22 protein-coding genes and 1 tRNA gene are annotated in these 26,329 nt (G+C 70.1%); 15 read left to right on the forward strand and 8 right to left on the reverse strand.

All coding sequences use genetic code 11. From position 1 onward, the window contains the following. The first annotated feature begins 11 nt into the window (after window positions 1-11). From ACYUED_RS15670 to ACYUED_RS15680, 3 genes are read left to right on the forward strand one after another with little or no spacing between them, the layout of a single operon-like run. Window positions 12-1,961 (forward strand): acetyl/propionyl/methylcrotonyl-CoA carboxylase subunit alpha, encoded by a 1,950-nt coding sequence (locus tag ACYUED_RS15670; RefSeq protein ID WP_491292903.1) that lies wholly within the window; start codon window positions 12-14, stop codon window positions 1,959-1,961. After that, window positions 1,958-2,929, forward strand: coding sequence for a hydroxymethylglutaryl-CoA lyase (locus tag ACYUED_RS15675; RefSeq protein ID WP_491292904.1), 972 nt, complete (start codon window positions 1,958-1,960; stop codon window positions 2,927-2,929). Before ACYUED_RS15670 ends, ACYUED_RS15675 begins: the two co-directional genes overlap by 4 nt. A 5-nt stretch (window positions 2,930-2,934) precedes the next feature. Further along, window positions 2,935-4,095: an acyl-CoA dehydrogenase family protein gene (locus ACYUED_RS15680; protein WP_491292905.1), complete on the forward strand. Its 1,161-nt coding sequence runs from the start codon at window positions 2,935-2,937 to the stop codon at window positions 4,093-4,095. 137 nt (window positions 4,096-4,232) lie between these two features. On the opposite strand, the gene ACYUED_RS15685 is transcribed toward ACYUED_RS15680, so the two are convergent. Further along, window positions 4,233-5,831, reverse strand: coding sequence for a beta-N-acetylhexosaminidase (locus tag ACYUED_RS15685; RefSeq protein ID WP_491292906.1), 1,599 nt, complete (start codon window positions 5,829-5,831; stop codon window positions 4,233-4,235). Window positions 5,832-5,923: 92 nt separating this feature from the next. On the opposite strand from ACYUED_RS15685, the gene ACYUED_RS15690 reads away from it, so the two are divergent. Further along, window positions 5,924-6,808, forward strand: coding sequence for a DUF4429 domain-containing protein (locus ACYUED_RS15690; protein ID WP_491292907.1), 885 nt, complete (start codon window positions 5,924-5,926; stop codon window positions 6,806-6,808). Window positions 6,809-6,868: 60 nt separating this feature from the next. Here the strand turns inward: ACYUED_RS15690 and ACYUED_RS15695 are convergent, their stop codons facing one another. After that, window positions 6,869-8,434, reverse strand: coding sequence for a purple acid phosphatase family protein (locus ACYUED_RS15695; RefSeq protein WP_491292908.1), 1,566 nt, complete (start codon window positions 8,432-8,434; stop codon window positions 6,869-6,871). 177 nt (window positions 8,435-8,611) lie between these two features. Between ACYUED_RS15695 and ACYUED_RS15700 the strand changes: the two genes are divergently transcribed. Both ACYUED_RS15700 and glmS read left to right on the forward strand, forming a co-directional pair. After that, window positions 8,612-8,869 (forward strand): hypothetical protein, encoded by a 258-nt coding sequence (locus ACYUED_RS15700; RefSeq protein WP_491292909.1) that lies wholly within the window; start codon window positions 8,612-8,614, stop codon window positions 8,867-8,869. A 13-nt stretch (window positions 8,870-8,882) separates the two neighbouring features. After that, complete coding sequence (gene glmS, locus ACYUED_RS15705; RefSeq protein ID WP_491292910.1) at window positions 8,883-10,700, forward strand: glutamine--fructose-6-phosphate transaminase (isomerizing); 1,818 nt, start codon at window positions 8,883-8,885, stop codon at window positions 10,698-10,700. A 108-nt stretch (window positions 10,701-10,808) separates the two neighbouring features. Here glmS and ACYUED_RS15710 read toward each other — a convergent pair whose 3' ends face one another. Together ACYUED_RS15710 and ACYUED_RS15715 are read right to left on the reverse strand one after the other, a co-directional pair. Next, window positions 10,809-11,375 (reverse strand): GPR1/FUN34/YaaH family transporter, encoded by a 567-nt coding sequence (locus ACYUED_RS15710; RefSeq protein ID WP_491292911.1) that lies wholly within the window; start codon window positions 11,373-11,375, stop codon window positions 10,809-10,811. 151 nt (window positions 11,376-11,526) lie between these two features. Further along, entirely contained in the window at window positions 11,527-12,054 is a 528-nt protein-coding gene (locus tag ACYUED_RS15715) for a universal stress protein (RefSeq protein WP_491292912.1), read from the reverse strand. 308 nt (window positions 12,055-12,362) lie between these two features. Here ACYUED_RS15715 and ACYUED_RS15720 point away from each other — a divergent pair, with 308 nt between their 5' ends. The 5 genes from ACYUED_RS15720 to ACYUED_RS15740 all read left to right on the forward strand — a co-directional run bounded on the left by ACYUED_RS15720 (window position 12,363) and on the right by ACYUED_RS15740 (window position 15,881). After that, on the forward strand, window positions 12,363-12,695 hold the full coding sequence (locus tag ACYUED_RS15720) for a hypothetical protein (RefSeq protein WP_491292913.1): 333 nt from the start codon (window positions 12,363-12,365) through the stop codon (window positions 12,693-12,695). A gap of 378 nt (window positions 12,696-13,073) precedes the next feature. Further along, window positions 13,074-14,306: a helix-turn-helix domain-containing protein gene (locus ACYUED_RS15725; RefSeq protein WP_491292914.1), complete on the forward strand. Its 1,233-nt coding sequence runs from the start codon at window positions 13,074-13,076 to the stop codon at window positions 14,304-14,306. A 164-nt stretch (window positions 14,307-14,470) separates the two neighbouring features. Continuing rightward, a complete protein-coding gene (orn, locus tag ACYUED_RS15730; protein ID WP_266797008.1) occupies window positions 14,471-15,073 on the forward strand; it encodes an oligoribonuclease in 603 nt (200 codons plus the stop codon). Window positions 15,074-15,177: 104 nt separating this feature from the next. Further along, window positions 15,178-15,250, forward strand: a tRNA-His gene (locus ACYUED_RS15735). Between the two features lie 133 nt (window positions 15,251-15,383). After that, the gene (locus ACYUED_RS15740) at window positions 15,384-15,881 is read left to right on the forward strand and encodes a GNAT family N-acetyltransferase (protein WP_491292915.1); all 498 of its coding nucleotides are present in this window, start codon (window positions 15,384-15,386) and stop codon (window positions 15,879-15,881) included. 165 nt (window positions 15,882-16,046) lie between these two features. Here ACYUED_RS15740 and ACYUED_RS15745 read toward each other — a convergent pair whose 3' ends face one another. Continuing rightward, a complete protein-coding gene (locus ACYUED_RS15745; protein ID WP_491292916.1) occupies window positions 16,047-17,090 on the reverse strand; it encodes a LacI family DNA-binding transcriptional regulator in 1,044 nt (347 codons plus the stop codon). Window positions 17,091-17,508: 418 nt separating this feature from the next. Here ACYUED_RS15745 and ACYUED_RS15750 point away from each other — a divergent pair, with 418 nt between their 5' ends. The 4 genes from ACYUED_RS15750 to ACYUED_RS15765 all read left to right on the forward strand — a co-directional run bounded on the left by ACYUED_RS15750 (window position 17,509) and on the right by ACYUED_RS15765 (window position 22,342). Then, window positions 17,509-18,831, forward strand: coding sequence for an ABC transporter substrate-binding protein (locus ACYUED_RS15750; RefSeq protein ID WP_491292917.1), 1,323 nt, complete (start codon window positions 17,509-17,511; stop codon window positions 18,829-18,831). Next, complete coding sequence (locus tag ACYUED_RS15755) at window positions 18,828-19,853, forward strand: carbohydrate ABC transporter permease (protein ID WP_491292918.1); 1,026 nt, start codon at window positions 18,828-18,830, stop codon at window positions 19,851-19,853. Before ACYUED_RS15750 ends, ACYUED_RS15755 begins: the two co-directional genes overlap by 4 nt. Then, window positions 19,850-20,755 carry a carbohydrate ABC transporter permease gene (locus ACYUED_RS15760; protein ID WP_491292919.1) on the forward strand — a complete coding sequence of 302 codons (906 nt, stop codon included), beginning with the start codon at window positions 19,850-19,852 and terminating at the stop codon, window positions 20,753-20,755. The genes ACYUED_RS15755 and ACYUED_RS15760 overlap by 4 nt, the downstream gene beginning before the upstream one ends. 147 nt (window positions 20,756-20,902) lie before the next feature. Then, window positions 20,903-22,342: a GH1 family beta-glucosidase gene (locus tag ACYUED_RS15765; RefSeq protein ID WP_491292920.1), complete on the forward strand. Its 1,440-nt coding sequence runs from the start codon at window positions 20,903-20,905 to the stop codon at window positions 22,340-22,342. Between the two features lie 162 nt (window positions 22,343-22,504). Here the strand turns inward: ACYUED_RS15765 and ACYUED_RS15770 are convergent, their stop codons facing one another. The 3 genes from ACYUED_RS15770 to ACYUED_RS15780 form a co-directional block, all read right to left on the reverse strand. Beyond that, entirely contained in the window at window positions 22,505-23,971 is a 1,467-nt protein-coding gene (locus ACYUED_RS15770; protein WP_491292921.1) for a glycoside hydrolase family 18 protein, read from the reverse strand. A 205-nt stretch (window positions 23,972-24,176) separates the two neighbouring features. Further along, window positions 24,177-25,553, reverse strand: coding sequence for a sensor histidine kinase (locus ACYUED_RS15775; protein ID WP_491292922.1), 1,377 nt, complete (start codon window positions 25,551-25,553; stop codon window positions 24,177-24,179). Then, window positions 25,550-26,263, reverse strand: coding sequence for a response regulator transcription factor (locus ACYUED_RS15780; RefSeq protein WP_491292923.1), 714 nt, complete (start codon window positions 26,261-26,263; stop codon window positions 25,550-25,552). The genes ACYUED_RS15775 and ACYUED_RS15780 overlap by 4 nt, the downstream gene beginning before the upstream one ends. Between the last annotated feature and the right edge of the window lie 66 nt (window positions 26,264-26,329).

Here is a 26,329-nt window from a genome sequence, read left to right on the forward strand (position 1 = left end):
GGAGGGGACCCATGTTCGACACAGTGCTCGTGGCCAACCGGGGCGAGATCGCCGTCCGCGTGATCCGTACGCTCCGCTCGCTGGGCGTGCGCTCGGTGGCCGTCTTCTCCGATGCCGACGCGGACGCACGGCATGTCCGGGAGGCCGACACGGCGGTACGGATCGGTCCGGCGCCGGCCGCCGAGAGCTATCTGTCGGTGCAGCGGCTGCTGGAGGCCGCCGCCCGCACCGGCGCACAGGCCGTACACCCCGGATACGGCTTCCTCGCGGAGAACGCGGCCTTCGCGCGCGCGTGCACCGAGGCCGGGCTGGTGTTCATCGGCCCGACGGCGGAGTCCATCGCGTTGATGGGCGACAAGATCCGGGCCAAGGAGACGGTGAAGGCGGCCGGGGTTCCGGTCGTTCCCGGGTCGAGCGGCAGCGGCCTGTCCGACACCCGACTCGCCGACGCCGCCCGCGAGATCGGCATGCCGGTGCTGCTGAAGCCGTCGGCCGGCGGGGGTGGCAAGGGCATGCGGCTGGTGCGGGACACCGCCGTGCTGGGCGACGAGATCGCCGCCGCCCGCCGCGAGGCCCGCGCCTCCTTCGGCGACGACACGCTTCTGGTCGAGCGGTGGGTGGACCGGCCGCGGCACATCGAGATCCAGGTGCTGGCCGACGGCCACGGGAACGTGGTGCATCTGGGTGAGCGCGAGTGCTCTTTGCAGCGGCGCCACCAGAAGCTGATCGAGGAGGCGCCGTCCGTCCTGCTGGACGAGGCCACACGCGCGGCCATGGGCGAGGCCGCCGTCCAGGCCGCCCGCTCCTGCGCCTACCGGGGTGCGGGCACGGTGGAGTTCATCGTCCCCGGCGGCGACCCGTCGTCGTACTACTTCATGGAGATGAACACCCGGCTCCAGGTGGAGCATCCGGTGACCGAGCTGATCACGGGTCTGGACCTGGTGGAGTGGCAGCTGCGGGTGGCGGCGGGCGAGCGACTGCCGTACGGGCAGGGCGACATCCGGTTCACCGGGCACGCGATCGAGGCCCGGGTGTGTGCCGAGACCGTCTCCGTCAAGGAGGGGGCCCGCGGGTTCCTGCCGTCCGGCGGCACGGTGCTGCGGCTGCACGAGCCCCAGGGCGACGGCATCCGCACCGACTCCGGGCTCAGCGAGGGCACCGAGGTCGGCTCGCTGTACGACCCGATGCTGTCCAAGGTGATCGCCTACGGACCCGACCGGGAGACCGCGCTCAGGAGGCTGCGCAAGGCCCTCGCCGAGACGGTCACGCTGGGAGTGCAGACCAATGCCGGGTTCCTGCGTCGGCTGCTGGCCCATCCGGCCGTGGTGGCGGGCGAGTTGGACACCGGCCTTGTGGAGCGGGAGGTGGACTCGCTCGTGTCCGCCGACGTACCGGACGAGGTGTACGAGGCGGCCGCAGCCGTACGGCTGGATGCGCTGAAGCCTCGCGAGGACGGCTGGAGCGATCCCTTCTCGGCACCGAGCGGCTGGCGCCTCGGCGGCACGCCCCGGCCCGTCGCCTTCCCTCTCCGGGTGCCGGGCCTCGAACCGGTCACTCATGAAGCGCACGGCACCCACACGGTCACCGACGACACCGTGGCGGTCACCCTCGCCGGGGTCCGCCACACCTTCCACCGCGCCGCCGACTGGATCGGCCGCGACGGCGACGCCTGGCAGGTGCGCGACCACGACCCGGTCGCAGCGTCCCTCACGGGCGCGGGGCATGCGGGCGCCGACTCGCTCACCGCGCCCATGCCCGGGACGGTCACGGTCGTGAAGGTCGCCGTCGGGGACGAGGTGAGCGCCGGTCAGAGCCTGCTGGTCGTCGAGGCGATGAAGATGGAGCACGTCATCTCCGCCCCGCACGCCGGCACGGTCGCCGAACTGGACGTCTCGCCGGGCACCACGGTCGCCATGGATCAGGTGCTGGCCGTCATCACCCCGGCCCAGGAGGAGAAATGACCGTCGAAGGTCTCCCCATGGTGGTCCCGGCTCCGGATCTGCCCCAGCGGGTCAGGATCCACGAGGTCGGCGCCCGTGACGGCCTGCAGAACGAGAAGTCGACGGTGCCGACCGAGGTGAAGGCGGAGTTCGTCCACCGCCTGGCCGAGGCGGGGCTGACGACGATCGAGGCGACGAGCTTCGTACACCCGAAGTGGGTGCCCCAACTGGCCGACGCCGAGCAGCTGTTCCCGCTGGTGCGGGATCTCTTGGGCGTGCACCTGCCCGTCCTCGTCCCCAACCGGCGCGGCCTCGACCGCGCCCTCGCGCTCGGCGCGGACCGGGTCGCCGTCTTCGCCAGCGCCACCGAGTCCTTCGCGAAGGCCAACCTCAACCGCACGATGGACGAGTCGCTGGCCGTGTTCGACCCCGTCGTCAAGCACGCCAAGGACGAGGGCGCCCACGTCCGCGGCTATGTGTCCATGTGCTTCGGCGACCCCTGGGAGGGCGCGGTCTCGCTGCACCAGGTCGCCGGTGTCTGCAAGGCGCTGATGGACATGGGCTGCGACGAGCTGAGCCTGGGCGACACCATCGGCGTCGCCACACCGGGGCACGTGCTCGAACTGCTCTCCCTGCTGGGCGAGGAGGGCGTGCCGGCCAACGTCATCGGCGTCCACTTCCACGACACCTACGGCCAGGCCCTCGCCAACACCCTGGCCGCCCTCCAGCACGGCGTCACCACGGTCGACGCCTCCGCCGGCGGCCTCGGCGGCTGCCCGTACGCCAAGTCCGCCACCGGCAATCTCGCCACCGAGGACCTCGTGTGGATGCTTCAGGGTCTCGGCATCGACACCGGGGTCGACCTCGGCCGTCTCGTCGCCACCAGCGCGTGGATGGCCGGCCAACTGGGCCGACCCAGCCCGTCCCGCACCGTCCGAGCCCTGTCCCACAAGGACACCGAGGCCGCCGAGGCCACTGAGGAGCAGTGACCGTCATGGACTTCCGTCTCTCCCCCGAGCTCGAAGAACTCCGCCGCACCGTCGAGGCGTTCGCGCACGACGTCGTGGCACCCAAGATCGGCGAGTTCTACGAGCACCACGAGTTCCCCTACGAGATCGTCCGCGAGATGGGCCGCATGGGCCTGTTCGGGCTGCCGTTCCCCGAGGAGTACGGCGGCATGGGCGGTGACTACCTGGCCCTGGGTGTGGCCCTGGAGGAACTGGCCCGCGTGGACTCGTCGGTGGCCATCACCCTCGAAGCCGGCGTCTCCCTCGGCGCCATGCCCCTGCACCTGTTCGGCACGCACGCCCAGAAGCAGGAGTGGCTGCCGCGCCTGTGCTCGGGCGAGATGCTCGGCGCCTTCGGCCTGACGGAGCCCGACGGCGGCTCGGACGCGGGCGCCACGCGCACGACGGCCCGGCTCGACGAGTCGACGAACGAGTGGGTGATCAACGGCACCAAGTGCTTCATCACCAACTCCGGCACGGACATCACGGGCCTGGTCACGGTCACGGCGGTCACCGGCCGCACGCCGGACGGCAAGCCGCTGATCTCGTCGATCATCGTCCCGTCCGGCACGGCGGGCTTCACGGTCTCCGCTCCTTACTCGAAGGTCGGCTGGAACGCCTCGGACACCCGCGAGCTGTCCTTCTCCGACGTCCGCGTCCCGGCCGCCAACCTGCTGGGCGAACTGGGCCGCGGATACGCCCAGTTCCTGCGGATCCTCGACGAGGGCCGGGTCGCCATCGCGGCTCTGGCGACCGGACTCGCCCAGGGCTGTGTGGACGAGTCGGTGAAGTACGCGAAGGAACGCCACGCGTTCGGCCGCCCCATCGGCGCCAACCAGGCCATCCAGTTCAAGATCGCCGACATGGAGATGAAGGCCCACACGGCCCGCCTGGCCTGGCGCGACGCGGCGGCCCGCCTGGTGACCGGCGCCCCCTTCAAGAAGGAGGCCGCCCTCGCCAAGCTCCACTCCTCCACCGTCGCCGTGGACAACGCGCGCGACGCCACCCAGATCCATGGCGGCTACGGCTTCATGAACGAGTACCCGGTGGCCCGCATGTGGCGCGACTCCAAGATCCTGGAGATCGGCGAGGGCACGAGCGAGGTGCAACGAATGCTGATCGCACGGGAGTTGGGGCTGGTGGGCTGACCCGACCAAGGAGACGCGGCACCCAGGGCTGCCACAGGTTGGTCGGAACCCCCAAGAATCCCGTCGCGGGGTTCTGATCAAGGCGGACGGGCACCCCGGAGTACGGTCCTCCGGGGTGCCCGTTCGGCATGTTCAGCCTACTTCGCAGGCCAGGGCACCTGCGGAGACCGGTAGTAGCCGATCCCCAGCGCGTCCCACCGCGGCCCCTGCGCCGCGAGCCGCACCTTGTAGGTGTCCCAGTCGTGCGTGGACGCGGGCGACCAGCCGAGCTCGGCCGCCCCCGCCAGCCGCGGGAACACCATGTAGTCGATGTCGGCGTTCGTCACGATCGTCTCGGTCCACAGCGGCGCCTCGACGCCCCTGACCGACGAACTCGGCGCCCCGGCCAGGTAGTTGCCCGGGTCCCAGTCGTAGGCGCGCCGCACCTCCACCAGTCCGGCCCAGTCCTGGCCGAGCGGGGTGTCCTCGGTGTACTTCATGTCGAGGTAGATCCGGTCGGCGGGCGAGAGGATCAGCCCCGTCCCGTTCTGCGCGGCCTTCGCGACCTGTGCCTTCTCCGCCGCGTCGGTGTCGTCCAGCCCCCAGTACTGGGCGACGGCGCCCTTGACCGGGTGTGCGCCGGTCAGCTGGTGCCAGCCGATCACCGTCTTGCCGTACTTGGCGACGACGGGCTGCACCCGGTCCATGAACTTCACGTAGTCCTCGTGGCTGGTGGAGTGCGCCTCGTCACCGCCGATATGGAGATAGCGGCCCGGCGTGATCGCGGCCAGCTCGCGGATGACGTCGTCCACGAAGGCGTACGTGATGTCCTTGCCGACGCACAGCGAGCTGAAGCCGACGTCGGTGCCGGTGTAGAGCGGGGGAGCCACGCCGTCGCAGTTCAGTGCGGCGTACGAGGCGAGGGCCGCGTTGGTGTGGCCGGGCATGTCGATCTCGGGGACGACCTCCAGGTAGCGGGAGGCCGCGTACCGGACGATCTCCTTGTAGTCGGCCTTGGTGTAGTGGCCGCCCTTGCCGCCGCCGACCTGGGTCGAGCCGCCGTACGTCGCGAGGCGTGGCCAGGAGTCGATCGCGATGCGCCAGCCCTGGTCGTCACTCAGGTGCAGATGCAGCTTGTTGACCTTGTAGAGGGCCAACTCGTCGATGTAGCGCTTGACCTGGTCCACGGTGAAGAAGTGGCGGGAGACGTCGAGCATGGCGCCGCGGTAGGCGTAGCGCGGGCTGTCCTTGATCGTGCCGCCCGCGACCAGCCAGGGTCCGCGCTGCACGGAGTCCTTCTCGACGGCCGCGGGGAGCAGCTGGCGCAGGGTCTGGACACCGTGGAAGAGGCCTGCGGGCTCGGCGGCGGTGATGGTGACGCCCTTGCCGCCACTGTCGAGACGGTAGCCCTCGGCGCCGAACGAGCCCTTGGCCAGCCGGAGTTGGATGCCTCCCCCGCCCTGCGTGGTGACGGGCAGGCGGTAGCCGGTGGAGGGCCGCAGAATGTCCGCGAGGTATTCGCCGACCCGCCGCGCCGCGCCGGAGTCGGGGACGCGGATGGCCGTGTCACGGGTGATGCGGTACGCGGATCCGCCCGGGGCGACCGCCGCGGGGGCCGGAACCACCCGGTCGAGCGGGGACGCCTTCGCCTGAGCTGCCGGTGCCGCCCCGGCGGTGAAGGCGCCCGCCGCCGCGACGAGCAGCAAGGACCCCAGGACGCGGGCCATACGGGGAGTCGTTCTGTGGTGCCGTCTCACATGCGCTCCCTTCGACAGTGATCATCAGTGATCACCACTGACCAGGATTGGTAGAGACCACTCTCCCGCAGTTCCGGTGAAACAATCACCCCATGGCGGAAATCATCCAGAAGGACGGCACGTGGGCCTTCGACGGCGATGCCGTGCGACTGACGCCCGGCCGGGACAGAAACGTCAGCCTGCTCCGCCGGACCCTGGGTGAACTCGTCGTCCCGCTGGGGGCGTTGGCGGGGGTCTCGTTCGAGCAGGGCAGGAAGTCGGGGCGGCTCAGGCTGCGGCTGCGCGACGGCGCCGACCCGCTGCTGCACGCCTCCGGCGGACGGCTCACCGAGCCCAACGACCCGTACCAGCTGCTCGTCGAGTCGGACCGCTACGGCGTCGCCGAGTACTTCGTGGACGAGGTGCGCAACGCCCTGCTCCTTGACGAGGTTCCGTCGGACCCGGTGACCGAGTACCTGCTGCCCGGCCCGTCCGTCCCGCTCTCCGTCGCCGCCGGGGACGGCGCCGCGAGCTTCGACGGCGAGCAGATCCGCCTGGAGTGGAACTGGAAGACGGAGGACGCCAAGGCGGCTGCCGGCGCCCGCACCGTGGCCGTGACGGACGTCGTCGCCGTGGAGTGGCAGCCGGCGGCCGGTCTGGAGAACGGGCATCTGCGCTTCACCGTGCGCCACGCGCCCACCAAGGCGCCGCCCAAGTACGACCCCAACTCCGTGGAACTGTGGGGCTTCAAGAAGGATCCACTGATGGCGCTGGTCGCGGCGGCCGTGCAGGCACGGCTGCGGCATCCCTCGGCGGCCGCCACGGCGGACGTGCCGCCCCCAAAGTCCCCCGAGCGGCTCGAGTCCGCCGGCGGGCGCGAGGACGACCACGACGCGCTGCTGCGGCGACTGCGCGAACTCGGCGAACTGCACCGCACGGGCGTCCTGACCGACGAGGAGTTCGCACTGGCGAAACAGGCGGTCCTCAAGCGCATGTAACGCATACGAGGACCGCCTGTGTGACGCGGATGTGCGCCCTGCCTTCCGGGCACACGGCTGTTACTTGGCCCTGCGCGCCACCGTGAAGTGGTCGATGCGGTCACCGGTCTCGGCGACGCCCGACACCTTCAGCTTGGCGTAGTGGCCCCGCGGCGCGGGCTCGACGTCCACGCGCAGGAAGGAGTAGTTGAGGTAGCGCACCCGGGACCAGGCGACGGTCTCGTTGACCTTGCCGTCCTTGGTGTTGATGAAGGAGGCGACGGAGTCGACCTCGTTCAGGTGCCCCTCGTAGGAGTCCGGCGCGGAGAACGCGTACAGGCTGCGGCCGGCGGCGCCCGCCGTCACGTAGACGACGCCCTCGGTCTCGGAGTACGCCGTCTCGCCGATCGGCAGCTTCTTGACGACCTTGTCGCCCTTGATGACGTCGGTGCGCTCGTACTGGTGGTTGTGGCCGTTGATGACCAGGTCCACCGTGTACCTCTCGAACAGCGGCACCCACTCCTGTCGCACGCCCCCCTCCGAGGCGTGCGCCGTGGAGGTGCAGTAGGCGCAGTGGTGGAAGAACACGACGATGAAGTCGATGTCCTTCGCGGCCCGGTACTTCTTCAGCTGGGCCTCGAACCACTTGGTCTGGGTGCCGCCGGAGATGCCGAGGTTGGCCGGGATCTCGAAGGAGACGTCGTTCGGGTCCAGCGAGATGATCGCCGTGTTGCCGTGGACGAAGGAGTACACGCCCGGCAGGTGCGCCTTGTCCGGCCCGTTGTCGGGGAGCGTGAAGCGCGCCTCCTCGCCGCCGTAGCCGTTGGGCGAGTACCAGGCCTCCATGTCGTGGTTGCCGTAACTGACCATCCACGGCACGGACTTGGCGACCGACTCGGTCTGGGCGAGGAACTGGTCCCAGGTGCGCGAGTCGAAGCCCGTGTCGGAGGTCTTGCCCTGGCCGGCCGGGTCGCCGTAGGCGATGTCGCCGGCGTGCAGGTGGAAGCTCGGGTTCTGGCCGAGGATCAGGCTGTCGTTGGCCAGCGCGTGGTAGCTGACGCCCTGGTCGCCGAAGGCCGTGAAGGTGAACGGCTCCTTGTGCGAGGGCGCGGTCCTGAAGGTGCCCAGGGTGCCCAGCAGGTGCGGCTCGGCCGGGTCGAAGCCCTGGTGGCCGACGCCGTAGTAGTACGTCTTGCCGGGGCGCAGGTGGCTGAGCCTGGCGTGCAGGTAGTACTGCGTGTGGTCGCCGCTCGCGCCGACGCCGGCCGGCGTGTAGAGCGTGCGGACCTCGGCCTCGATCTTGCGGGAGAGGTCCCAGGGGTGGGCGCCGATGCGGATGAAGGGCTTCTTCACCGCGACCGGGACCTGCCAGGAGACGGTCATCTCGGTCCTGGCGTCATTGCCGTAGGCGAGGTGGCGGCCGAAGGGGGCGACGAGCGAGCCGTCGACGTGCTCGGTCGCGGGGGCGGTGCGCTGCGTGGGTACGGCCGCCTGCGCCACCGCACCCGGCACGAACGCGCCACCGGCGACGGCGCCGATCGTGACGGCGCCGCCTCTCATCAGGTTGCGCCGCGAGAATCTTGCGCGCAGGTACTCGTGCTGCTCGGCCATGCTCATGCGCTCGGCGAGCTGCTCCGGTACTCCCATACGAGGAATGTCCATGACGTCTGAAACTCGTGCACATGAACGACGTCGCACAAGACTCAGGATGGACAGTCCGCAAACAGAGGTTCATGAGAAGACCAAGGAGGTTCCCCACAGACCCTTGCCCGATATCGGGCAGGATTCTTGCGAAACGTCTTTCGGTACCCCAGGATCTACCGGGTGCACGACGAACTTGTTGATCACCTGACCCGTTCCACGCCCCTGAGCCGGGGCGAGGCACTGCGGGTGATCCAGGACGTGCTCGCCTACTTCGACGAGACGACCGAGGACTACGTCCGTCGCCGCCACCGCGAGCTGCAGGCCCAGGGCCTGGTGAACGCGACGATCTTCGAACAGATCGAGGCGGACCTGAAATACCGCGCGGTCGCGCCGCCGGAGCTTACGCTCAGGCAACTGCGCCGCATCGTCTACGGCTGAGGGATTCATCTGCATGTGCGGAATCGTCGGATACATCGGGAAGCGTGACGTGGCCCCGCTGCTGCTGGAGGGGCTGCAGCGGCTGGAGTACCGCGGCTACGACTCGGCGGGCATCGTCGTCACGTCCCCCAAGGCGGCGGGCCTGAAGATGGTCAAGGCCAAGGGGCGTGTGCGCGAGCTGGAGGCCAAGGTCCCGGCCCGCTTCAAGGGCACGACCGGCATCGCCCACACCCGCTGGGCCACCCACGGCGCCCCCTCCGACGTGAACGCCCACCCGCACCTGGACGCCGAGGGCAAGGTCGCCGTCGTCCACAACGGCATCATCGACAACGCCTCCGACCTGCGCCGCAAACTGGAGGCGGACGGCGTCGAGTTCCTCTCCGAGACGGACACCGAGGTGCTCGTCCACCTCATCGCCCGCGCCCAGGCCGAGACCCTGGAGGAGAAGGTCCGCGAGACCCTGCGGGTCATCGAGGGCACGTACGGCATCGCCGTCATGCACGCCGACTTCCCCGACCGCATCGTGGTGGCCCGAAACGGCTCCCCGGTGGTCCTCGGCGTCGGCGAGAAAGAGATGTTCGTCGCCTCGGACATCGCCGCCCTGGTCGCCCACACGCGGCAGATAGTGACTCTGGACGACGGCGAGATGGCCACCCTCAAGGCCGACGACTTCCGGACGTACACCACCGAGGGCACCCGTACGACGTCCGAGCCGACCACCGTGGAGTGGGAGGCGGCCTCCTACGACATGGGCGGCCACGACACCTACATGCACAAGGAGATCCACGAGCAGGTCGACGCCGTGGACCGCGTGCTGCGCGGCCGCATCGACGACCGCTTCTCCACCGTGCACCTCGGCGGCCTGAACCTGGACGCCCGTGAGGCGCGCCAGATCCGCCGGGTGAAGATCCTCGGCTGCGGCACCTCGTACCACGCGGGCATGATCGGCGCGCAGATGATCGAGGAGCTGGCCCGTATCCCCGCGGATGCCGAGCCGGCCTCCGAGTTCCGGTACCGCAACGCGGTCGTGGACCCCGACACCCTCTACGTCGCCGTCTCGCAGTCCGGCGAGACCTACGACGTCCTCGCGGCCGTCCAGGAGCTGAAGCGCAAGGGCGCGAGGGTGTTCGGCGTCGTCAACGTGGTGGGCTCGGCGATCGCACGGGAGGCGGACGCCGGCATCTACGTGCACGCGGGCCCCGAGGTCTGCGTGGTCTCCACCAAGTGCTTCACGAACACCACGGTGGCCTTCGCCCTCCTCGCCCTCCACCTGGGCCGCACCCGCGACCTCTCGGTCCGCGACGGCAAGCGGATCATCGAGGGCCTGCGGAAGCTGCCGGCGCAGATCACCGAGGTCCTGCAGCAGGAGGAGGAGATCAAGAAGCTGGCCGCGCAGTACGCCGACGCCCGCTCGATGCTCTTCATCGGCCGGGTCCGCGGCTACCCGGTGGCCCGCGAGGCCTCCCTGAAGCTGAAGGAGGTCTCGTACATCCACGCCGAGGCCTACCCCGCCTCCGAGCTCAAGCACGGTCCCCTGGCCCTGATCGAGCCCGCCCTCCCCACGGTCGCGATCGTCCCCGACGACGACCTCCTGGAGAAGAACCGCGCGGCCATGGAGGAGATCAAGGCCCGCAGCGGCCGCATCCTCGCGGTGGCGCACCAGGAGCAGGAGAAGGCCGACGCGACGATCGTGGTCCCGAAGAACGAGGACGAGCTGGACCCGATCCTGATGGGCATCCCGCTCCAACTCCTCGCCTACCACACGGCCTTGGCCCTCGGGCGGGACATCGACAAGCCGAGGAACCTCGCGAAGTCGGTGACGGTCGAGTAGGACGCACCCGCTGAGGCCACCCGGCAGAACGGACCCCCACGTGTCGCCACCGAACACGGGGGGTCCGCTCCATTCGCCGGGGGCCGCCCAAACCCCCGGCCTGCGCAGCTAGCCGGTGGCCGTCACCCTCCGGCCGGCAGCACGTCGAGGAAGCACGGTCGGCCAGTGTGCGAGGGCCGCGGTCGCCGCGTACCAGGCCACCGCCCCCGCCGCGACCGAGAACCAGCCGCCGGCCTTCGCCACTGAGTCGCTGGTCGCGAACTGCGCGATGGCGAGGAGCACGAGGGAGACGAAGAACAACCCGTAGGTGCCCTGGGTGAGTTGGTCCCCGCCCGCGAGGGTCAGGGTGAGCGTCACGAGGGCGAACAGCAGCAGGAAGAGTCCCGCCGCGTTGGCCGACATGGCGCTGCCGGCCGCGAGTGCCCAGGTGAACCACAGGGCGCCGAGGGCCGCGTAGGCCGTACCTGTCGGCACGTCACGGTCGCGGAAGGCGAACAGTCCGGCGACGAACAGCGCAACGCCGCCTACGTAGTGGGCCAGTGATACGGCGTCAGCGGCCGACACTCCATTGATCACGTCGGTGTTTCCGAGTCCGAACGCCAACAGGGTGATACCCAGGGCGAGTCGGCCGACCACGGTAGTGGTTCCGCTTCCCGCGGAGACGTCGTTGTCCACGGCGGGGCTCCCTTCGTGCATGTGCAGTTGTGCGGTGACCGATGTATGCCCTTCACAAAGGCACAAACACCTCTACGCGTGAGTAGGTTTGCGCACCGCACAAAGAAGGCCGCCTGTTCCCGGATCGCATCTCACCTGGGAGAACGAGACGCTACGGAATCACAACGACGGGTCGCTTTGCCCGCTTGGCCAGCCGCCCGGCCACGGAGCCGAAGATACGTCCGACGATTCCGTGCGTGGAGCCGACGACGATCGCGTCCGCCTCGTACTCCTGGCCCACCTCTTCGAGTTCGTGGCAGATGTCGCCGCCGCGCTCGACCAGGATCCAGGGCACCTCGGCCAGATAGTCCGCGCAGGCGAGTTCGAGACCGAGCACCTCGGTGCGGTGGTCCGGTACGTCGACGAAGACCGGTGGCTCGCAGCCGGCCCACACCGTGGTGGGCAGCCGGTTGGCGACGTGGACGATGATGAGGCCCGATCCGGAGCGGTGGGCCATGCCGATCGCGTAGGCGAGGGCACGCTCACTGGAGGTGGAGCCGTCGAAACCGACGACGACACCGTGCTTGAAGGCTGGATCGCAGGAATGGCGTGAGTCTTCCGCCGCCTGGGGCTCGGCCGCCGTGGGATCGGCGACGGGCCGCTTGCGGTCCGCGTGTTCGAAGAATTCGTGACCGGCCATGGCTGTCTCGGGGATTTGATCCTTTTGGGAGGGACGACAGTGTGCGGCGGAGCTGTGTCCGGGAATCATCTTCCCAACCCCATACCCCCAAGGGTACGGCGGCACGCCTCCTTCGCCCAGATCCCGCCCACGGTGCGTGGGGGTTCCAGGGAGCATGCACGAGGGGGTGCCCGTAACGCAATGGTTGCTGCGCTGTACAGGCGGTTCGCACAGGACTCACTTACCCGGCGGCCGGCAGGGCGGAGGCGTACAGTGACCGACCGGTCGAACAGGCGTTGAACACCGTGACCCAGCCCCAGGGAGCACGCATGCCCGGACCGCACCCCACCCCCGAGACTCCCCGCGCGACCGCCCCGCCCCAGGACACCGCGACCGACGTCGTCCGCTGGGCGGCCTTCAGCTGTGTCCTCGTCCCCGTGGTCCTCCTCTGGTACGGCACCTCTCTCGCCGGCGCGGCGGGCACGGCACTCGGTCTCGCCGCCGTCACCGCCGCCTGCCGCCTTCTGCTGCGCCAGTCCGAACGCTGCGCGGCCCGCCCGCCGACCGGGGAACCCACGTCCCGCCGCGGCCGCCATCACAGAAGTGGCACGGGTGCTCACAGAGGTGGGCGTCACACTGGGGGAAGTACACCGGTCGGCTGACCGGTTTCCGCGCACGCGTCCGACGCTTTTCAGCCAACTTCCGGACACCGCGCATCCCTTGCCCCAACCACCCCCCAACCCCCGTTCCACCTGCAAGGACAGGGGTGCGAGGGGACCGCGTACCCTACGTGGATTGGCCACTGCGACAAGGCGCACTTCCCTGCACGGCCCGCGAGTGCAACGCTTCGTGATCGAATGCTTCACGCCAAGTTGCCATGTCGACAATGTGCCGGTTGCCGAACCGGGTCACCCCGGCACCACGCGACACAGTAGATTCGATCTTGACGTCTTACGGCGGGGGACTCGTGCAGGACCGAGGGGAAACGTGCAGGAGCGACACAACCGAGGAGCCGCGACCACCGAGGGGGGCTTAGCAGTATGAGCCACGACTCCACTGCCGCGCCGGAAGCCGCGGCCCGGAAGCTTTCCGGGCGACGCCGCAAGGAGATCGTCGCGGTGCTGCTGTTCAGCGGCGGCCCCATCTTCGAGAGTTCCATACCACTGTCGGTGTTCGGTATCGACCGCCAGGACGCCGGCGTACCGCGCTACCGACTGCTGGTGTGCGGGGGGGAGGAAGGCCCACTGCGGACCACAGGGGGCCTGGAGCTCACGACGCCGCACGGCCTGGAGGCGATCTCCCGCGCAGGCACGGTCGTCGTACCGGCCTGGCGCTCGATCACCTCTCCGCCACCGGAGGATGCGCTCGACGCACTGCGTCGGGCACACGAAGAGGGTGCCCGCATAGTCGGCCTGTGCACCGGCGCCTTCGTCCTGGCGGCGGCGGGCCTGCTGGACGGCCGTCCCGCGACCACACACTGGATGTACGCGCCGACGCTGGCCAAGCGCTATCCGTCGGTGCACGTCGATCCGAGAGAACTCTTCGTCGACGACGGCGACGTGCTGACGTCCGCCGGGACGGCGGCCGGAATCGATCTCTGTCTCCACATCGTGCGGACGGACCACGGCAACGAGGCGGCGGGCGCGCTGGCCCGGCGTCTGGTCGTCCCGCCGCGCCGGTCGGGCGGTCAGGAGCGCTACCTCGATCGATCTTTACCTGAGGAGATCGGCGCCGACCCGCTCGCCGAGGTCGTCGCCTGGGCGCTGGAGCATCTGCACGAGCAGTTCGACGTGGAGACGCTCGCCGCGCGTGCGTACATGAGCAGGCGCACCTTCGACCGCCGTTTCCGCTCGCTCACGGGAAGCGCTCCCCTGCAGTGGCTGATCACTCAGCGCGTACTGCAGGCGCAGCGCCTCCTGGAGACGTCGGACTACTCGGTGGACGAGGTCGCGGGCCGCTGCGGCTTCCGCTCGCCGGTGGCCCTGCGCGGACACTTCCGCCGTCAGCTGGGTTCGTCTCCGGCCGCCTACCGCGCCGCGTACCGGGCTCGCCGTCCGCAGGGCGACAGGACGGTCGACGTGGAGGGCGCGGCCGGCCCGCCGGGGCCTCCGCCCCTGCTGCATCCGGAGGGACCGGTGCCGCTGCAGAGCCGGCGGGCGGCGGCGAGCGCGTTGGGAGCGGCGGCGCTGTCCGCGTCCGCCCCTCTGGAGAACGGCCGTGAGGCATACATCACGAGCCGGGCGAGCGTGCCGGGGCAACGCAGCGGTATGTGAGCACATCCTCCGACGCCGGTCGGGCCAGCTGTCTTTCAGCCCGTCCGGCGCCTGAGGATCAGGCGCCTTCAGGCCGAACTGGGATCTGGGGGCCAGAGCCCGCAGCGAGGCCCGCTGCCACACCGGGCACCCCAATAACCGGGCGCCAGCCTTAGGGTGGTCGCATGAACGATCGCATGGTGTGGATCGACTGCGAGATGACCGGCCTCTCGCTGTCCGACGACGCGCTCATCGAGGTGGCCGCCCTCGTCACCGACTCCGAGCTGAACATCCTCGGAGAGGGAGTCGACATCGTCGTCCGTCCGCCGGACCGGGCACTGGAGACGATGCCGGAGGTGGTGCGTCAGATGCACACCGCGTCCGGGCTGCTGGAGGAACTCGCCGGCGGCACGACGCTGACGGACGCCGAGGAGCAGGTCCTCTCCTACGTCCGCGAACACGTCAAGGAACCCGGCAAGGCCCCGCTGTGCGGCAACTCGGTCGGCACCGACCGCGGCTTCCTGCTCCGGGACATGCCGACGCTGGAGGACTACCTCCACTACCGGATCGTCGACGTGTCGAGCGTCAAGGAGCTCGCCCGGCGCTGGTACCCGCGGGCCTACTTCAACAGCCCGGAGAAGAACGGCAACCACCGCGCCCTCGCCGACATCCGCGAGTCGATCGCGGAACTGCGCTACTACCGCGAGGCGATCTTCGTACCCCAGCCCGGCCCCGACTCCGACACGGCGAGGACGATCGCCGCGAAGCACGTCCTGCCCGCGCAGTAGAGGCCCAAAGGGGGCGCCGGAAAAGCCGTGCGCGAGCACCCCTTCGGACCCTGTACACTTTTTCTCGGCCGGTCGGAAAACCACGAAGTTGACCGCCGGTCGTGGTGGGTGTAGCTCAGATGGTAGAGCACCTGGTTGTGGTCCAGGATGTCGCGGGTTCGAGTCCCGTCACTCACCCTGAAGGATCAGCCGGTGATCCCGCGGAAGCGGGGTCACCGGCTGATTCGCGTTCAGCCAACGGCACTGCTGCGCCCGGCCCTCAAGTCCCTCGCTGATCCGGCGACTTGGCGCCCGGCGTAGGCTGCCGCGGATGACCGAGCCGTTCCGCACCGCCCGTCTGGACGTCGTCCCCCTGTGCGTCGAGCACGCCGCCGAGATGGCAGCCGTCCTGTCGGACCCGGCCCTGCACACGTTCATCGGCGGCGCCCCCGCCTCCCCCGAAAACCTGCGGGCCCGCTACGGGCGCCTGGTCGCGGGGTCCTCCGACCCGTCCGTCACCTGGTGCAACTGGGTGCTCAGGCTGCGCGAGGACTCCCGGCTGGTGGGGACCCTCCAGGCCACGCTCGGACAGGCCGTCGCGGAGATCGCCTGGGTGGTCGGCACCCCGTGGCAGGGGCGGGGCCTGGCCTCCGAAGCCGCCCGCGGACTCGTCGCACTGCTGGGACAGAACCCCTCCGTGCTCACGGTGGTCGCACACATCCATCCCGAGCACCGGGCCTCGGAAGCCGTGGCCCGGGCCGCCGGACTGGAGCCCACGGACGAGGAGCAGGACGGCGAGCGAAGGTGGCGCCTTGCGCCACGCCCCTGACCGCCCCCGCCCACCGCGCGCAGACGGGGGCTCGACGGCGGCGGCCTCGGCAACGGCCCGCAGGGGATGAGGAGTCAGAGGTCTCGGCGTTCGTCATCAGGAGCCGGTGGGGCGAGGGGCGACGGCGCCGTGATCAGGAACCGGGGTCGGGTGACCGGGCCGTGATCAGGACGACGTCCGCGTCACCAGCTCCGTCGCCAGCACCACCTGCCGGCGTTCCAGATCGCGGGAGACGGCCGGGCGGCGGTCGGCGATCTCGCCGAGCAGGAGGTCGATCATGCGGCGGCCCATCTCCTCGATGGGCTGGCGGACGCTGGTGAGCGGCGGGTCCATGTGGCGGGCGATGGCCGAGTCGTCGTAGCCGACGAGTGCCACGTCGTCGGGGATGCGGCGGCCCCTCTCGCGCAACACCTGGCGGGCGCCGGCCGCCATCACGTCCGAGCCCGCGAAGACCGCGTCCAGATCGGGGCGACGGGCGAGCAGCTTCGTCATCGCCCGGCGGCCGCCCTCCTCGGTGAAGTCGCCCGGCTCGATGAGCTGTTCGTCGACCTCGTGGCCCGCGTCGCGCAGGGCGTCCCGGTAGCCGTCGACGCGGCGCTGGGCGCCGTAGACGTCGAGGCGGCCGGTGATGTGCGCGATGCTGCGGCGGCCCCGGCCGGCCAGGTGCTCCACCGCCGAGCGGCCACCGCCGTAGTTGTCCGAGTCCACCGACGTCAGCGTCTCCCCGGCCGACCGGGGACCGCTGATCACCGCCGGGATCTCCAGCTGGGCCAGCAGGTCCGGGAGCGGGTCGTCCGCGTGCACCGAGACCAGCAGGACGCCGTCCACGCGGTGGGCGGCCAGGTACTGGGCCAGCCGACGGCGCTCCTTGTCGCCGCCCGCGAAGATCAGCAGGAGCTGCATCTCCGTGTCCGACAGTTCCGCGCCGACACCCTTCAGCATGTCGGAGAAGTACGGCTCCGAGAAGAAGCGCGTCTCCGGCTCGGGGACGACCAGGGCGATCGCGTCCGTGCGGTTGGCCGCGAGGGCGCGAGCGGCCGTGTTGGGGACGTAGCCGAGCTCGGCCACCGCCGCCTCGACCGCGGCGCGGGTCGCGTCGCTGACCCTGGGCGAGCCGTTGATCACCCGGGAGACCGTGCCACGGCCCACGCCGGCGCGGGCGGCCACCTCTTCGAGCGTGGGCCGCCCTCCGCTTCGGCTCCGCGACATTGGCTCCGCCCTTTCGCCGTTGACCCCGTGTTGGCCTGGAATCTAACAGTCCCATGGGACCGGTGAGCGCCCCTGGGGGCTGCCCTGGGCGGGACGGGTGTCTCGGCCCGAACAGCCTTGCCCTGACACGCCGAACGGCTTCGCCCTCGCACGCCGACGGGCCGGAAGACAGCACCCGGTACCGGAACCATCAAGTCCACTTAACGGCCCGATAACTGAACGCATCTCGCCCCGCGCACTCCCTTGACACCCCCGCCCGAACCGACGACCCTTCAACACATCACCTGTGGGAGCGCTCCCACAGTACCTGACACATACACATCCCGCACGTTCCCCGCCCGAGCCGCAGCGAGTAACAACGGGCCCAACCAGTGCAGTTGGCCGGGGGGTCGGCACGTCAGGCAACAGGAGGACGCAAATGGGCACGAGTACCCGACGGTCCCGCAGGCTGATGGCCCTAGCGGCCGTCGCCGCGCTGGCGACGGGACTGCTGGCCGGCTGCTCCAAGGACTCGGACGACGGTTCGTCGAACGACAGCGGCGGCAACGCCAAGGGCAAGACCACGTTGACCATCGGCACCTTCGGTGTGTTCGGCTACAAGCAGGCCGGTCTCTACGACGAGTACATGAAGCTGCACCCGGACATCAGCATCAAGGAGAACGTCACCACCCGTACCGACGTGTACTGGCCGAAGGTGCTCACCCGGCTGCAGGCCGGCTCCGGCACCGACGACGTCCAGGCGATCGAGGTCGGCAACATCACGGAGGCCGTGCAGACACAGGGCAGCAAGTTCGTCGACCTCGGCAAGGACGTCGACACGTCCCAGTGGCTGGGCTGGAAGAACTCCCAGGCCACCACCAAGGACGGCAAGCTGATCGGGCTCGGCACCGACGTCGGCCCGATGGCGATCTGCTACCGCAAGGACCTCTTCCAGAAGGCCGGCCTGGACACGGACCGCACCAAGCTCGCCGCGCAGTGGAAGGGCGACTGGTCGAAGTACGTCGACGTGGGCAAGGAGTACATGAAGAAGGCGCCCAAGGGCACCAAGTTCGTGGACTCGGCCTCGTCCGTCTACAACGCGGCCCTCGGTGGCGCGAGCGAGCGCTACTACGACAAGGGCGGCAACGTCATCTGGGACAAGTCCGACGGCGTGAAGAGCGCCTGGGACGACGCGATGACCGTGGCGACCAGCGACATGTCGGCGAAGCTGAAGCAGTTCGACAAGCCGTGGGACCAGGGCTTCGCCAACGGCACCTTCGCCACCGTGGCCTGCCCGGCGTGGATGATCGGCTACATCGAGCAGAAGTCCGGTGACTCCGGCAAGGGCAACTGGGACGTGGCGGCGGCCCCGACCGCGGCCAACTGGGGCGGCTCCTTCCTCGGCGTGCCGACGGCGGGCAAGCACCAGAAGGAGGCCATCGCCCTGACGAAGTGGCTGACCGCACCCGAGCAGCAGGCGAAGGTCTTCGCCAAGCAGGCCAGCTTCCCGTCGACCCCGTCGGCGTACGCGGGCCTGAAGCCGGCCGCGGACACCACGGCCTACTTCTCGAACGCGCCGATCACACAGATCTTCGCGGACTCGGCGAAGACCATCCCGGTCCAGTACTTCGGCATCAAGGACCAGCCGATCAACACGGCGATCACCGACGTCGGCATCCTCCAGGTCGAGCAGAAGGGCAAGAGCCCGACGCAGGGCTGGGACGCGGCGAAGAACGAGGTCAAGGACGTGCTCGGCCAGTGACCAGCTCCAAGCAGGCTCTCGCGCATCCCGCGTCGAGCGCCGAGGCCGCGCCCGGCACCCCGCCGGGCGCGGCCCGGGGCGCTCACGGTCGCGGTACACCGCCGGGCCCCGATTCGTGGCGCAGCCGGCTGTACCGCTGGGACATGAAGGCGTCCCCGTACGCGTTCATCGCCCCCTTCTTCATCATCTTCGGGGCGTTCTCGCTGGTCCCGCTGCTGTACACGGCCTGGTACTCGCTGCACGACGTGCAGCTGTCCTCGCTGGACCAGCAGACCTGGGCGGGCCTGGACAACTACCAGAACCTGCTCACCTCGGACTTCTTCTGGAACGCCCTCAAGAACACCTTCACCATCGGTGTGATCTCGACCGTCCCGCAGCTGATGGCGGCGATCGGCCTGGCGCACCTGCTCAACTACCGGCTGCGCGGCTCGACCGTGTGGCGGGTCGTGATGCTCACCCCGTACGCCACCTCGGTGGCGGCGGCGACGCTGGTCTTCACGCTGCTGTACTCCTGGGACGGCGGCATGATCAACTGGTTCCTGCACTTCGTGGGGATCGGTCCGGTCAACTGGCGTGAGTCCGACTGGGGTTCGCAGTTCGCCGTGTCGTCGATCGTGATCTGGCGGTGGACCGGCTACAACGCGCTGATCTACCTGGCGGCGATGCAGGCGATCCCGGTCGACCTGTACGAGTCGGCGTCGATCGACGGCGCCAACCGCTGGCAGCAGTTCCTGCACGTGACGGTCCCGCAGCTGCGGCCCACGATCCTGTTCACGGTGGTCGTCTCCGCGATCGGCGCGACCCAGCTCTTCGGTGAACCCCTGCTGTTCGGCGGGGTCAGCGGCTCCAAGGGCGGCTCCGAGCACCAGTACCAGACGCTCGGCCTGTACATGTACGACCAGGGCTGGATCATCGGCAACCTCGGCAAGGCGTCCGCGATCGCCTGGTCGATGTTCCTGATCCTGCTGATCGTCGCCGTGATCAATCTGCTGTTCACCCGACGCCTGAGGAAGTCCCAATGACCACCAGCGAACTGACGTTGCCTCAGGCACGGAAGAAGAAGGGCCGCGGGCCGACGGAACGCCGCCGGGTGATGGGCGCGGGCAAGCAACTGCACGCGGGCCCGGTGACGTACATCGTCCTGACGGTCTTCGCGCTGCTCTCGCTGGCACCCCTGGTGTGGACGGCGATCGCGGCCTCGCGCACCGACCGGCGGCTGGCCGAGACCCCGCCGCCCCTGTGGTTCGGCGGGAACCTGTTCAAGAACCTGGAGAGCGCCTGGGACCAGGCCGGGCTCGGCACCGCGATGCTGAACAGCACGGTCGTCGCGGGCACCATCACCATCAGTACGGTGCTCTTCTCCACGCTCGCCGGATTCGCCTTCGCCAAGCTGCGGTTCAGGTTCTCCGGCGTTCTGCTGCTGCTGACGATCGGCACGATGATGATCCCGCCGCAGCTGGCCGTCGTACCGCTGTATCTGTGGATGAGTGACCTGGGCTGGTCGAACCAGCTGCAGACGGTCATCCTGCCGACGCTGGTGACCGCCTTCGGGACGTTCTTCATGCGGCAGTACCTGGTGCAGGCGCTGCCGACCGAGCTGATCGAGGCGGCCCGGGTGGACGGTGCGAGCAGTCTGCGGGTGGTGTGGCACGTCGTGTTCCCGGCGGCGCGGCCGGCGATGGCCGTGCTGGGCCTGCTGACCTTCGTCTTCGCCTGGAACGACTTCCTGTGGCCGATCATCGCCCTCACCCAGCAGAACCCGACCGTGCAGGTCGCCCTGAACTCGCTCGGCACCGGCTATGTCCCCGACCAGGCCGTGATCATGGCGGGCGCACTGCTGGGCACACTGCCGCTGCTGATCGCGTTCATCCTGTTCGGCAAGCAGATCGTGGGCGGCATCATGCAGGGCGCGATCAAGGGCTGACCGCGCCTCCTTCTCTCCCTCTCCCCCTTCTCCCTCTCCCTTCTCTCCTTACTTCGTACGACGTTCGGGGCCGGGTCACCGCCGCTTCGGCCCCCTTCTCCCCCCTCCGACTCTTCGGTCTGCACGACCACTTATGGGAGCGCTTACATGCTTGAAACCGCACAGCCGGCGACTCCGGTGACCTTCCCCCCCGCCTTCCTCTGGGGGGCCGCGACCTCCGCGTACCAGATCGAAGGGGCGGTGCGGGAGGGCGGCCGTACGCCCTCGATCTGGGACACCTTCAGCCATACGCCGGGCAGGACGGCCGGCGGTGACCACGGTGACATCGCTGTCGACCACTACCACCGGTACCGCGAAGACGTGGCGCTCATGGCCGAGTTGGGCCTGTCCGCGTACCGCTTCTCGATCTCCTGGTCGCGGGTGCAGCCGACGGGGCGGGGTCCGGCCGTGCAGGTGGGCCTGGACTTCTACCGGCGGCTCGTGGACGAGCTGCTCGCCCACGGCATCAAGCCCGCCGTCACGCTCTACCACTGGGATCTGCCGCAGGAGCTGGAGGACGCGGGCGGCTGGCCCGAGCGGGACACGGCGCTGCGGTTCGCCGAGTACGCGCAGATCGTCGGGGAGGCGCTGGGCGACCGCGTGGAGCAGTGGATCACGCTCAACGAGCCGTGGTGCAGCGCGTTTCTCGGCTACGGCTCAGGGGTGCACGCGCCGGGCCGCACGGAGCCGGAGGCCACGCTCAGGGCCGCGCACCATCTCAACCTGGCGCACGGACTGGGGACTTCGGCCCTGCGGGCGGTGATGCCGGCCCGCAACTCGGTCGCCATCAGCCTCAACTCGTCGGTGGTCAGGCCGCTCTCACCGGGTGCCCCGGCGGATCTGGCGGCGGTGCGGAAGATCGACGACCTGGCCAACGGTGTCTTCCACGGCCCGATCCTGCACGGGGAGTACCCGGAGTCGCTGGTCGCGGCGACCGAGCCGATCACCGACTGGTCGTACGTCCTGGACGGGGACCTGCGCGCGATCAACCAGCCGCTGGACGCGCTCGGCCTCAACTACTACACCCCGTCGCTGGTTTCGGCGGCGGACGCCGGGCTCACCGGCCCGCGCGCCGACGGCCACGGCGCCAGTGCCCACTCCCCCTGGCCGGCCGCGGACGACGTCGCCTTCCACCAGGCGCCGGGCGAGCGCACCGAGATGGGCTGGTCGATCGACCCGACGGGCCTGCACGAGCTGATCATGCGGTACGCGCGGGAGGCACCGGGCCTGCCCCTCTACATCACGGAGAACGGCGCGGCCTACGACGACAAGCCCGACTCCGACGGCCGCGTCCACGACCCCGAGCGCATCGTCTATCTGCAGGGCCACCTCTCGGCTGTGCGCCGTGCGATCACCGACGGCGCGGACGTCCGCGGCTACTACCTGTGGTCCCTGATGGACAACTTCGAGTGGGCGTACGGCTATGAGAAGCGCTTCGGCGCGATCTACGTCGACTACGCGACCCTTGCCCGTACGCCGAAGTCGAGCGCCCGCTGGTACGGGCGGGCGGCCCGGACGGGGACGCTGCCCGCGGTGGCGGGCGACTAGCAGGGCCCCTGGGGAGGGGCCTACTGGCCGGGGGGCGGGGCGCGGCGACCCGGGGGCGTCGCGCCCCGGCCGGGTGGGGGGTGGTCCGGCCGGGGCGCAGTTGCCCCCGTTCCGCGATGGTCAGGCGTCCGTGGTCAGGCGTCCGTCAGGTGTGCGCCGTGGTCAGTTGAAGGCGCCGAACGCCTTCGAGAAGGCGAACCTGTCCTGGACGATCGAGCTGCAGGTGGCGTCGGCGGTGGGCTTGGCGCCGCCGTCGCACTGCTTGTCGCGGGTCGCCGACCACATCGACAGCCAGCCGAGGCCCTTGGACTTGGCGAAGGTCACCAGCTGCGCGGCGTCGTCGGCCTTGAAGACCTCCGACGAGACGTCGTTGACGCCGATCATCGGGGTGACGGCGACCGCCTTCCAGGCCGCGCTGTCGGACAGCCCGAGCACGCTCTTGACCTGGGCCTGCGTGGCGGTGGCGGCCTGCTCGGCGTAGGTGCCCATGTCGCCGCTGTACGAGGCGCCGTAGTCCATGGCCATGATGTTGACGGCGCTGGTCCTCACACCGTTGGACCTGGCGTTGGAGAGCAGGTTCACGCCGTCCTGGGTGAGGCCCTCGGGCATGACGGGGAGGGTGAAGGAGACATCCAGGTCGGGGTGGGCGGCCTGGAGCTTGGCTATCGCCTTCGCGCGGTTGGTGTTCGCCGTGGTGTTCGGCAGCGCGCCGCCCTCCACGTCGAAGTCGACCTTGGTCAGCTTGTACGCGTCCACGACCTTGCCGTACGCCGCCGCCAGCGCGTCCGCCGAGGAGCACGTCGTCGCCAGCTCGGAACCGGACGCACCACCGAAGGAGACCCGGACGTCGCCGCCCTTGGCGCGCAGCGCGCCGATCTGTGAGGCCACCCCGTCGCTGCCGAGGTCGCTGACCCCGCCCCACTTCGGCGTGCAGCCGCCGCCGTCGGTGACGAAGGCGAGGTTGTAGTTCTTCACCCCGGTCGCCTCGGCGCTCGCGAGCAGGTCGAAGGCCGGGTAGAGGGAGGTGTCGACGTAGGGCGCGAAGCCGGCGCTCGCCGTGGTGCCGGTGCCGGAGCTCTGGGACGGGGTGGGTGTGGGCGTGGGAGTGGCCGACTTGGTGGGGGTCGGGGTCGGCTCGGAGGTGGGTGTCGCGGTCGGGGTCGCGGACTGGGTGGGGCGGCCGCTCGGTTCGGGGGTCGCGCCGTCGTCCGCGGAGCAGTTGGCGCCGTCGATGAGACAGCTCTTCGGGTCGGCCGTTCCGTTGACGACGAAGCCGACGGTGACGGACTTGCCGGGCGCGAGGCCGTCGGTGTCCCACTTGGGCGGTGTCACGGTGACGTGCTGTCCGCTCACGCTGGACTCGGCGTTCCACAGCGAGCTGAGCCTGGCGCCGGAGGGCAGGTCGAACTCCAGCTTCCAGGCCTTCTCCGTCTGGCCGCTGTTGTTCGTGACGACGTACTGCGCGGTGTAACCGGTCGACCAGTCGCTGGTCTTGGTGTAGGCGGCGCCCACGCCGGCCGCCTGCGCGGTGCCGGTGAGCAGGATGGCGCCGCCACCGATCACGGCCGCCACGACAACGCCGCCGATCGCCTTGTTCCTGCCACTGACCTTGTGCCGGTGCGTGCTCATGCGCGTGCCTGCCTTCGCTGTTCACGGGGATCCACGGGGGCTTCCCGAGGTGGGGTGCGGCAGCACGCTAGCGATCCGGAATCGGGCAAAGCGCCTGATCCGGACGGGGGTTGAGGATCTTAGGGTGCGCTTAAGGAAGGGATCGGGGCCGGTTAAAGGTAGAGACCAATTTCGCCTGCACGGCCACCGGATCCGACGGCCACGGTCACCTGGCGAAGGCCTTCCTGCGGCGCCGTACCGACCGGTGCCCTCGCCCGCCGGGCGTCCGCTCCCGCCCGTCCAGCTGGATCCAGATCCGCACCTCGGTCCCGCCGAGGACCGACGACCCGATGCGCACATCCCCGCCGGTCGACTCCGCGAGCCGGCGCACGATGTCCAGTCCGAGGCCGGTCGAGCCGTCGCTGCCGGAGCCCCGGCCGCGCGCCATGGCCCGCTCCGGGTCGGGTATGCCCGGGCCGGCGTCCGACACCAGCACGATCACGGCGTCCTCGCCGTTGTGCAGGTCGACCGCGAAGGCCGTGCCCTCGGCGGTGTGCCGGAACACATTGCCCAGCAGGCCGTCCAGTGCGGCCACGAGGTCCGCCCTGGCCACCGGTATTCGCACCGGCCGGTCGGCGCCCGCCACCCGCCACTTGCGGCCCTCGTCCTCCGCGAGTGCCGACCAGAACGCCATCCGCTCGCGGACCACCTCGGCCGCGTCGCATCCGGCACCCGGGCCGGCCGCCGCGGTCTGCGGTTTGGCGTCCCGGGCCGTGCGGATGATGGTGTCGACCTCGCGCTCCAGCTGGGCGACTGCGGCCCGGGTCTGGTCGGCGGCCGGCCCCTCGCCCAGCGAGGCCGCGTTCAGCCGCAGCACGGTCAGGGGCGTACGCAGCCGGTGGGACAGGTCGGCCGCCAACTCACGTTCGTTCGCGAGGAGTTGTACGACCTGGTCGGCCATGGAGTTGAACGCGACGGCGGCCAGCCGCAGTTCGGTCGGCCCTTCCTCCGGCACCCTCCCGCCCAGCTTGCCCTCCCCCAGCTCGTGCGCACCCTCGACCAGCTTCTGCGCGGGCCGCACCATCCGTACGCCCAGCCGGTCGGCGACCGCGACCGAGCCGACGATCAGAGCGACGCCGACCCCGGCGAGCACCGCCCAGGCCGTGCCGACGCCGTTGCTGACCTCGGACTCGGGGACGTACACCTCGACGACGGCGATCGAGCCTGAGCTGAGGGCGACCGGCTGCAGCAGGGTCGCGCCCCCGGCGACCTTGGTGGTGGATGCGCGGCCCAGCCTGCGCACGGTCGCGATGTCCTCGTCGGCGGCGCGCTGCCGGCCGATGTCGACGGCCGCCTGTGTACCGGCCGCCGGTATGTGCACCGCCATCCCGGAGTCCGAGCCCGCCGATGCCACGACCCGCTCCAGCTGGTCGCGTTCGGTGGTGATGGACAGTGCCGGGGCGACCGCGGCCGCCTCCCGCTCGGCGTTGGAGAACGCACGGTCCCGGGCCATCTCCTTGATGACGAGCCCGAGCGGCACCGCGAAGGCGACCACGACCATGGCGGTGACCGCCAGACAGACCCTGACCAGTGCCCATCTCATCGCGGCGGCCCCGATCCCTCGGAGGCGGGCGGCTCCAGCTTCACGCCGACGCCCCGCAGTGTGTGGAGATAGCGCGGCTGTGCCGCGGTCTCGCCCAGCTTCCGCCGCAGCCAGGACAGATGGACGTCGATGGTCTGGTCGTCGCCGTACGACTGCTGCCACACCTCGGCGAGCAGTTCCCTGCGCGGGACGACGACGCCCGGCCGGCCGGCCAGGAAGGCGAGCAGGTCGAACTCGCGGCGGGTGAGGTCGAGCCGGACACCGTCCAGTTCGGCCTGGCGGCGCAGCGGGTCGACGGTGAGGCCGCCCACGCGCAGGACGGTGGAGGGCGGGGCGTCCGCGGGGGCGGACCGGGATCGCCGTAGGACCGCGGCCATCCGTGCGGAGAGATGCTCGACGGAGAAGGGCTTGGTCAGGTAGTCGTCCGCGCCCGCGTTCAGCAGCCGGACGATCTCCGTCTCGTCGTCCCGCGCGGTGGCGATGATCACCGGCACGTCGGTGATGCCGCGCAGCATCTTCAGGGCCTCGGACCCGTCCAGGTCGGGCAGTCCGAGGTCCAGGATGACCACGTCGAAGGTGAAATGGGCGACCTCGCGCAGCGCCTCCAGCGCCGTGCCGACACTGCGCACGATGTGCGCGGCGTCCGTCAGGTGCCGGATCAGCGCCGAGCGTACGAACTGGTCGTCCTCGACCACAAGCACACTTGCCATGCGCGGCACCGTACGCCATGCGCAGGAGCCGCATCGGGGCCTGTGGACAACTCCGCCCATGTGGAC

The organism is Streptomyces sp. DF42 (genome assembly GCF_058267695.1).

Excerpts from the sequence above, each read along its gene's own strand:
- ACYUED_RS15750 (WP_491292917.1), top strand. The coding sequence starts at position 17,509 with ATGGGCACGAGTACCCGACGGTCCCGCAGGCTGATGGCCCTAGCGGCC.
- ACYUED_RS15760 (WP_491292919.1), top strand. The coding sequence starts at position 19,850 with ATGACCACCAGCGAACTGACGTTGCCTCAGGCACGGAAGAAGAAGGGC.
- ACYUED_RS15695 (WP_491292908.1), bottom strand. The coding sequence starts at position 8,434 with ATGGGAGTACCGGAGCAGCTCGCCGAGCGCATGAGCATGGCCGAGCAG.
- ACYUED_RS15775 (WP_491292922.1), bottom strand. The coding sequence starts at position 25,553 with ATGAGATGGGCACTGGTCAGGGTCTGTCTGGCGGTCACCGCCATGGTC.
- ACYUED_RS15720 (WP_491292913.1), top strand. The coding sequence starts at position 12,363 with ATGCCCGGACCGCACCCCACCCCCGAGACTCCCCGCGCGACCGCCCCG.
- ACYUED_RS15725 (WP_491292914.1), top strand. The coding sequence starts at position 13,074 with ATGAGCCACGACTCCACTGCCGCGCCGGAAGCCGCGGCCCGGAAGCTT.
- ACYUED_RS15675 (WP_491292904.1), top strand. The coding sequence starts at position 1,958 with ATGACCGTCGAAGGTCTCCCCATGGTGGTCCCGGCTCCGGATCTGCCC.
- ACYUED_RS15765 (WP_491292920.1), top strand. The coding sequence starts at position 20,903 with ATGCTTGAAACCGCACAGCCGGCGACTCCGGTGACCTTCCCCCCCGCC.
- ACYUED_RS15715 (WP_491292912.1), bottom strand. The coding sequence starts at position 12,054 with ATGGCCGGTCACGAATTCTTCGAACACGCGGACCGCAAGCGGCCCGTC.
- ACYUED_RS15770 (WP_491292921.1), bottom strand. The coding sequence starts at position 23,971 with ATGAGCACGCACCGGCACAAGGTCAGTGGCAGGAACAAGGCGATCGGC.
- ACYUED_RS15690 (WP_491292907.1), top strand. The coding sequence starts at position 5,924 with ATGGCGGAAATCATCCAGAAGGACGGCACGTGGGCCTTCGACGGCGAT.
- ACYUED_RS15680 (WP_491292905.1), top strand. The coding sequence starts at position 2,935 with ATGGACTTCCGTCTCTCCCCCGAGCTCGAAGAACTCCGCCGCACCGTC.
- glmS (WP_491292910.1), top strand. The coding sequence starts at position 8,883 with ATGTGCGGAATCGTCGGATACATCGGGAAGCGTGACGTGGCCCCGCTG.
- orn (WP_266797008.1), top strand. The coding sequence starts at position 14,471 with ATGAACGATCGCATGGTGTGGATCGACTGCGAGATGACCGGCCTCTCG.
- ACYUED_RS15670 (WP_491292903.1), top strand. The coding sequence starts at position 12 with ATGTTCGACACAGTGCTCGTGGCCAACCGGGGCGAGATCGCCGTCCGC.
- ACYUED_RS15780 (WP_491292923.1), bottom strand. The coding sequence starts at position 26,263 with ATGGCAAGTGTGCTTGTGGTCGAGGACGACCAGTTCGTACGCTCGGCG.
- ACYUED_RS15740 (WP_491292915.1), top strand. The coding sequence starts at position 15,384 with ATGACCGAGCCGTTCCGCACCGCCCGTCTGGACGTCGTCCCCCTGTGC.
- ACYUED_RS15745 (WP_491292916.1), bottom strand. The coding sequence starts at position 17,090 with ATGTCGCGGAGCCGAAGCGGAGGGCGGCCCACGCTCGAAGAGGTGGCC.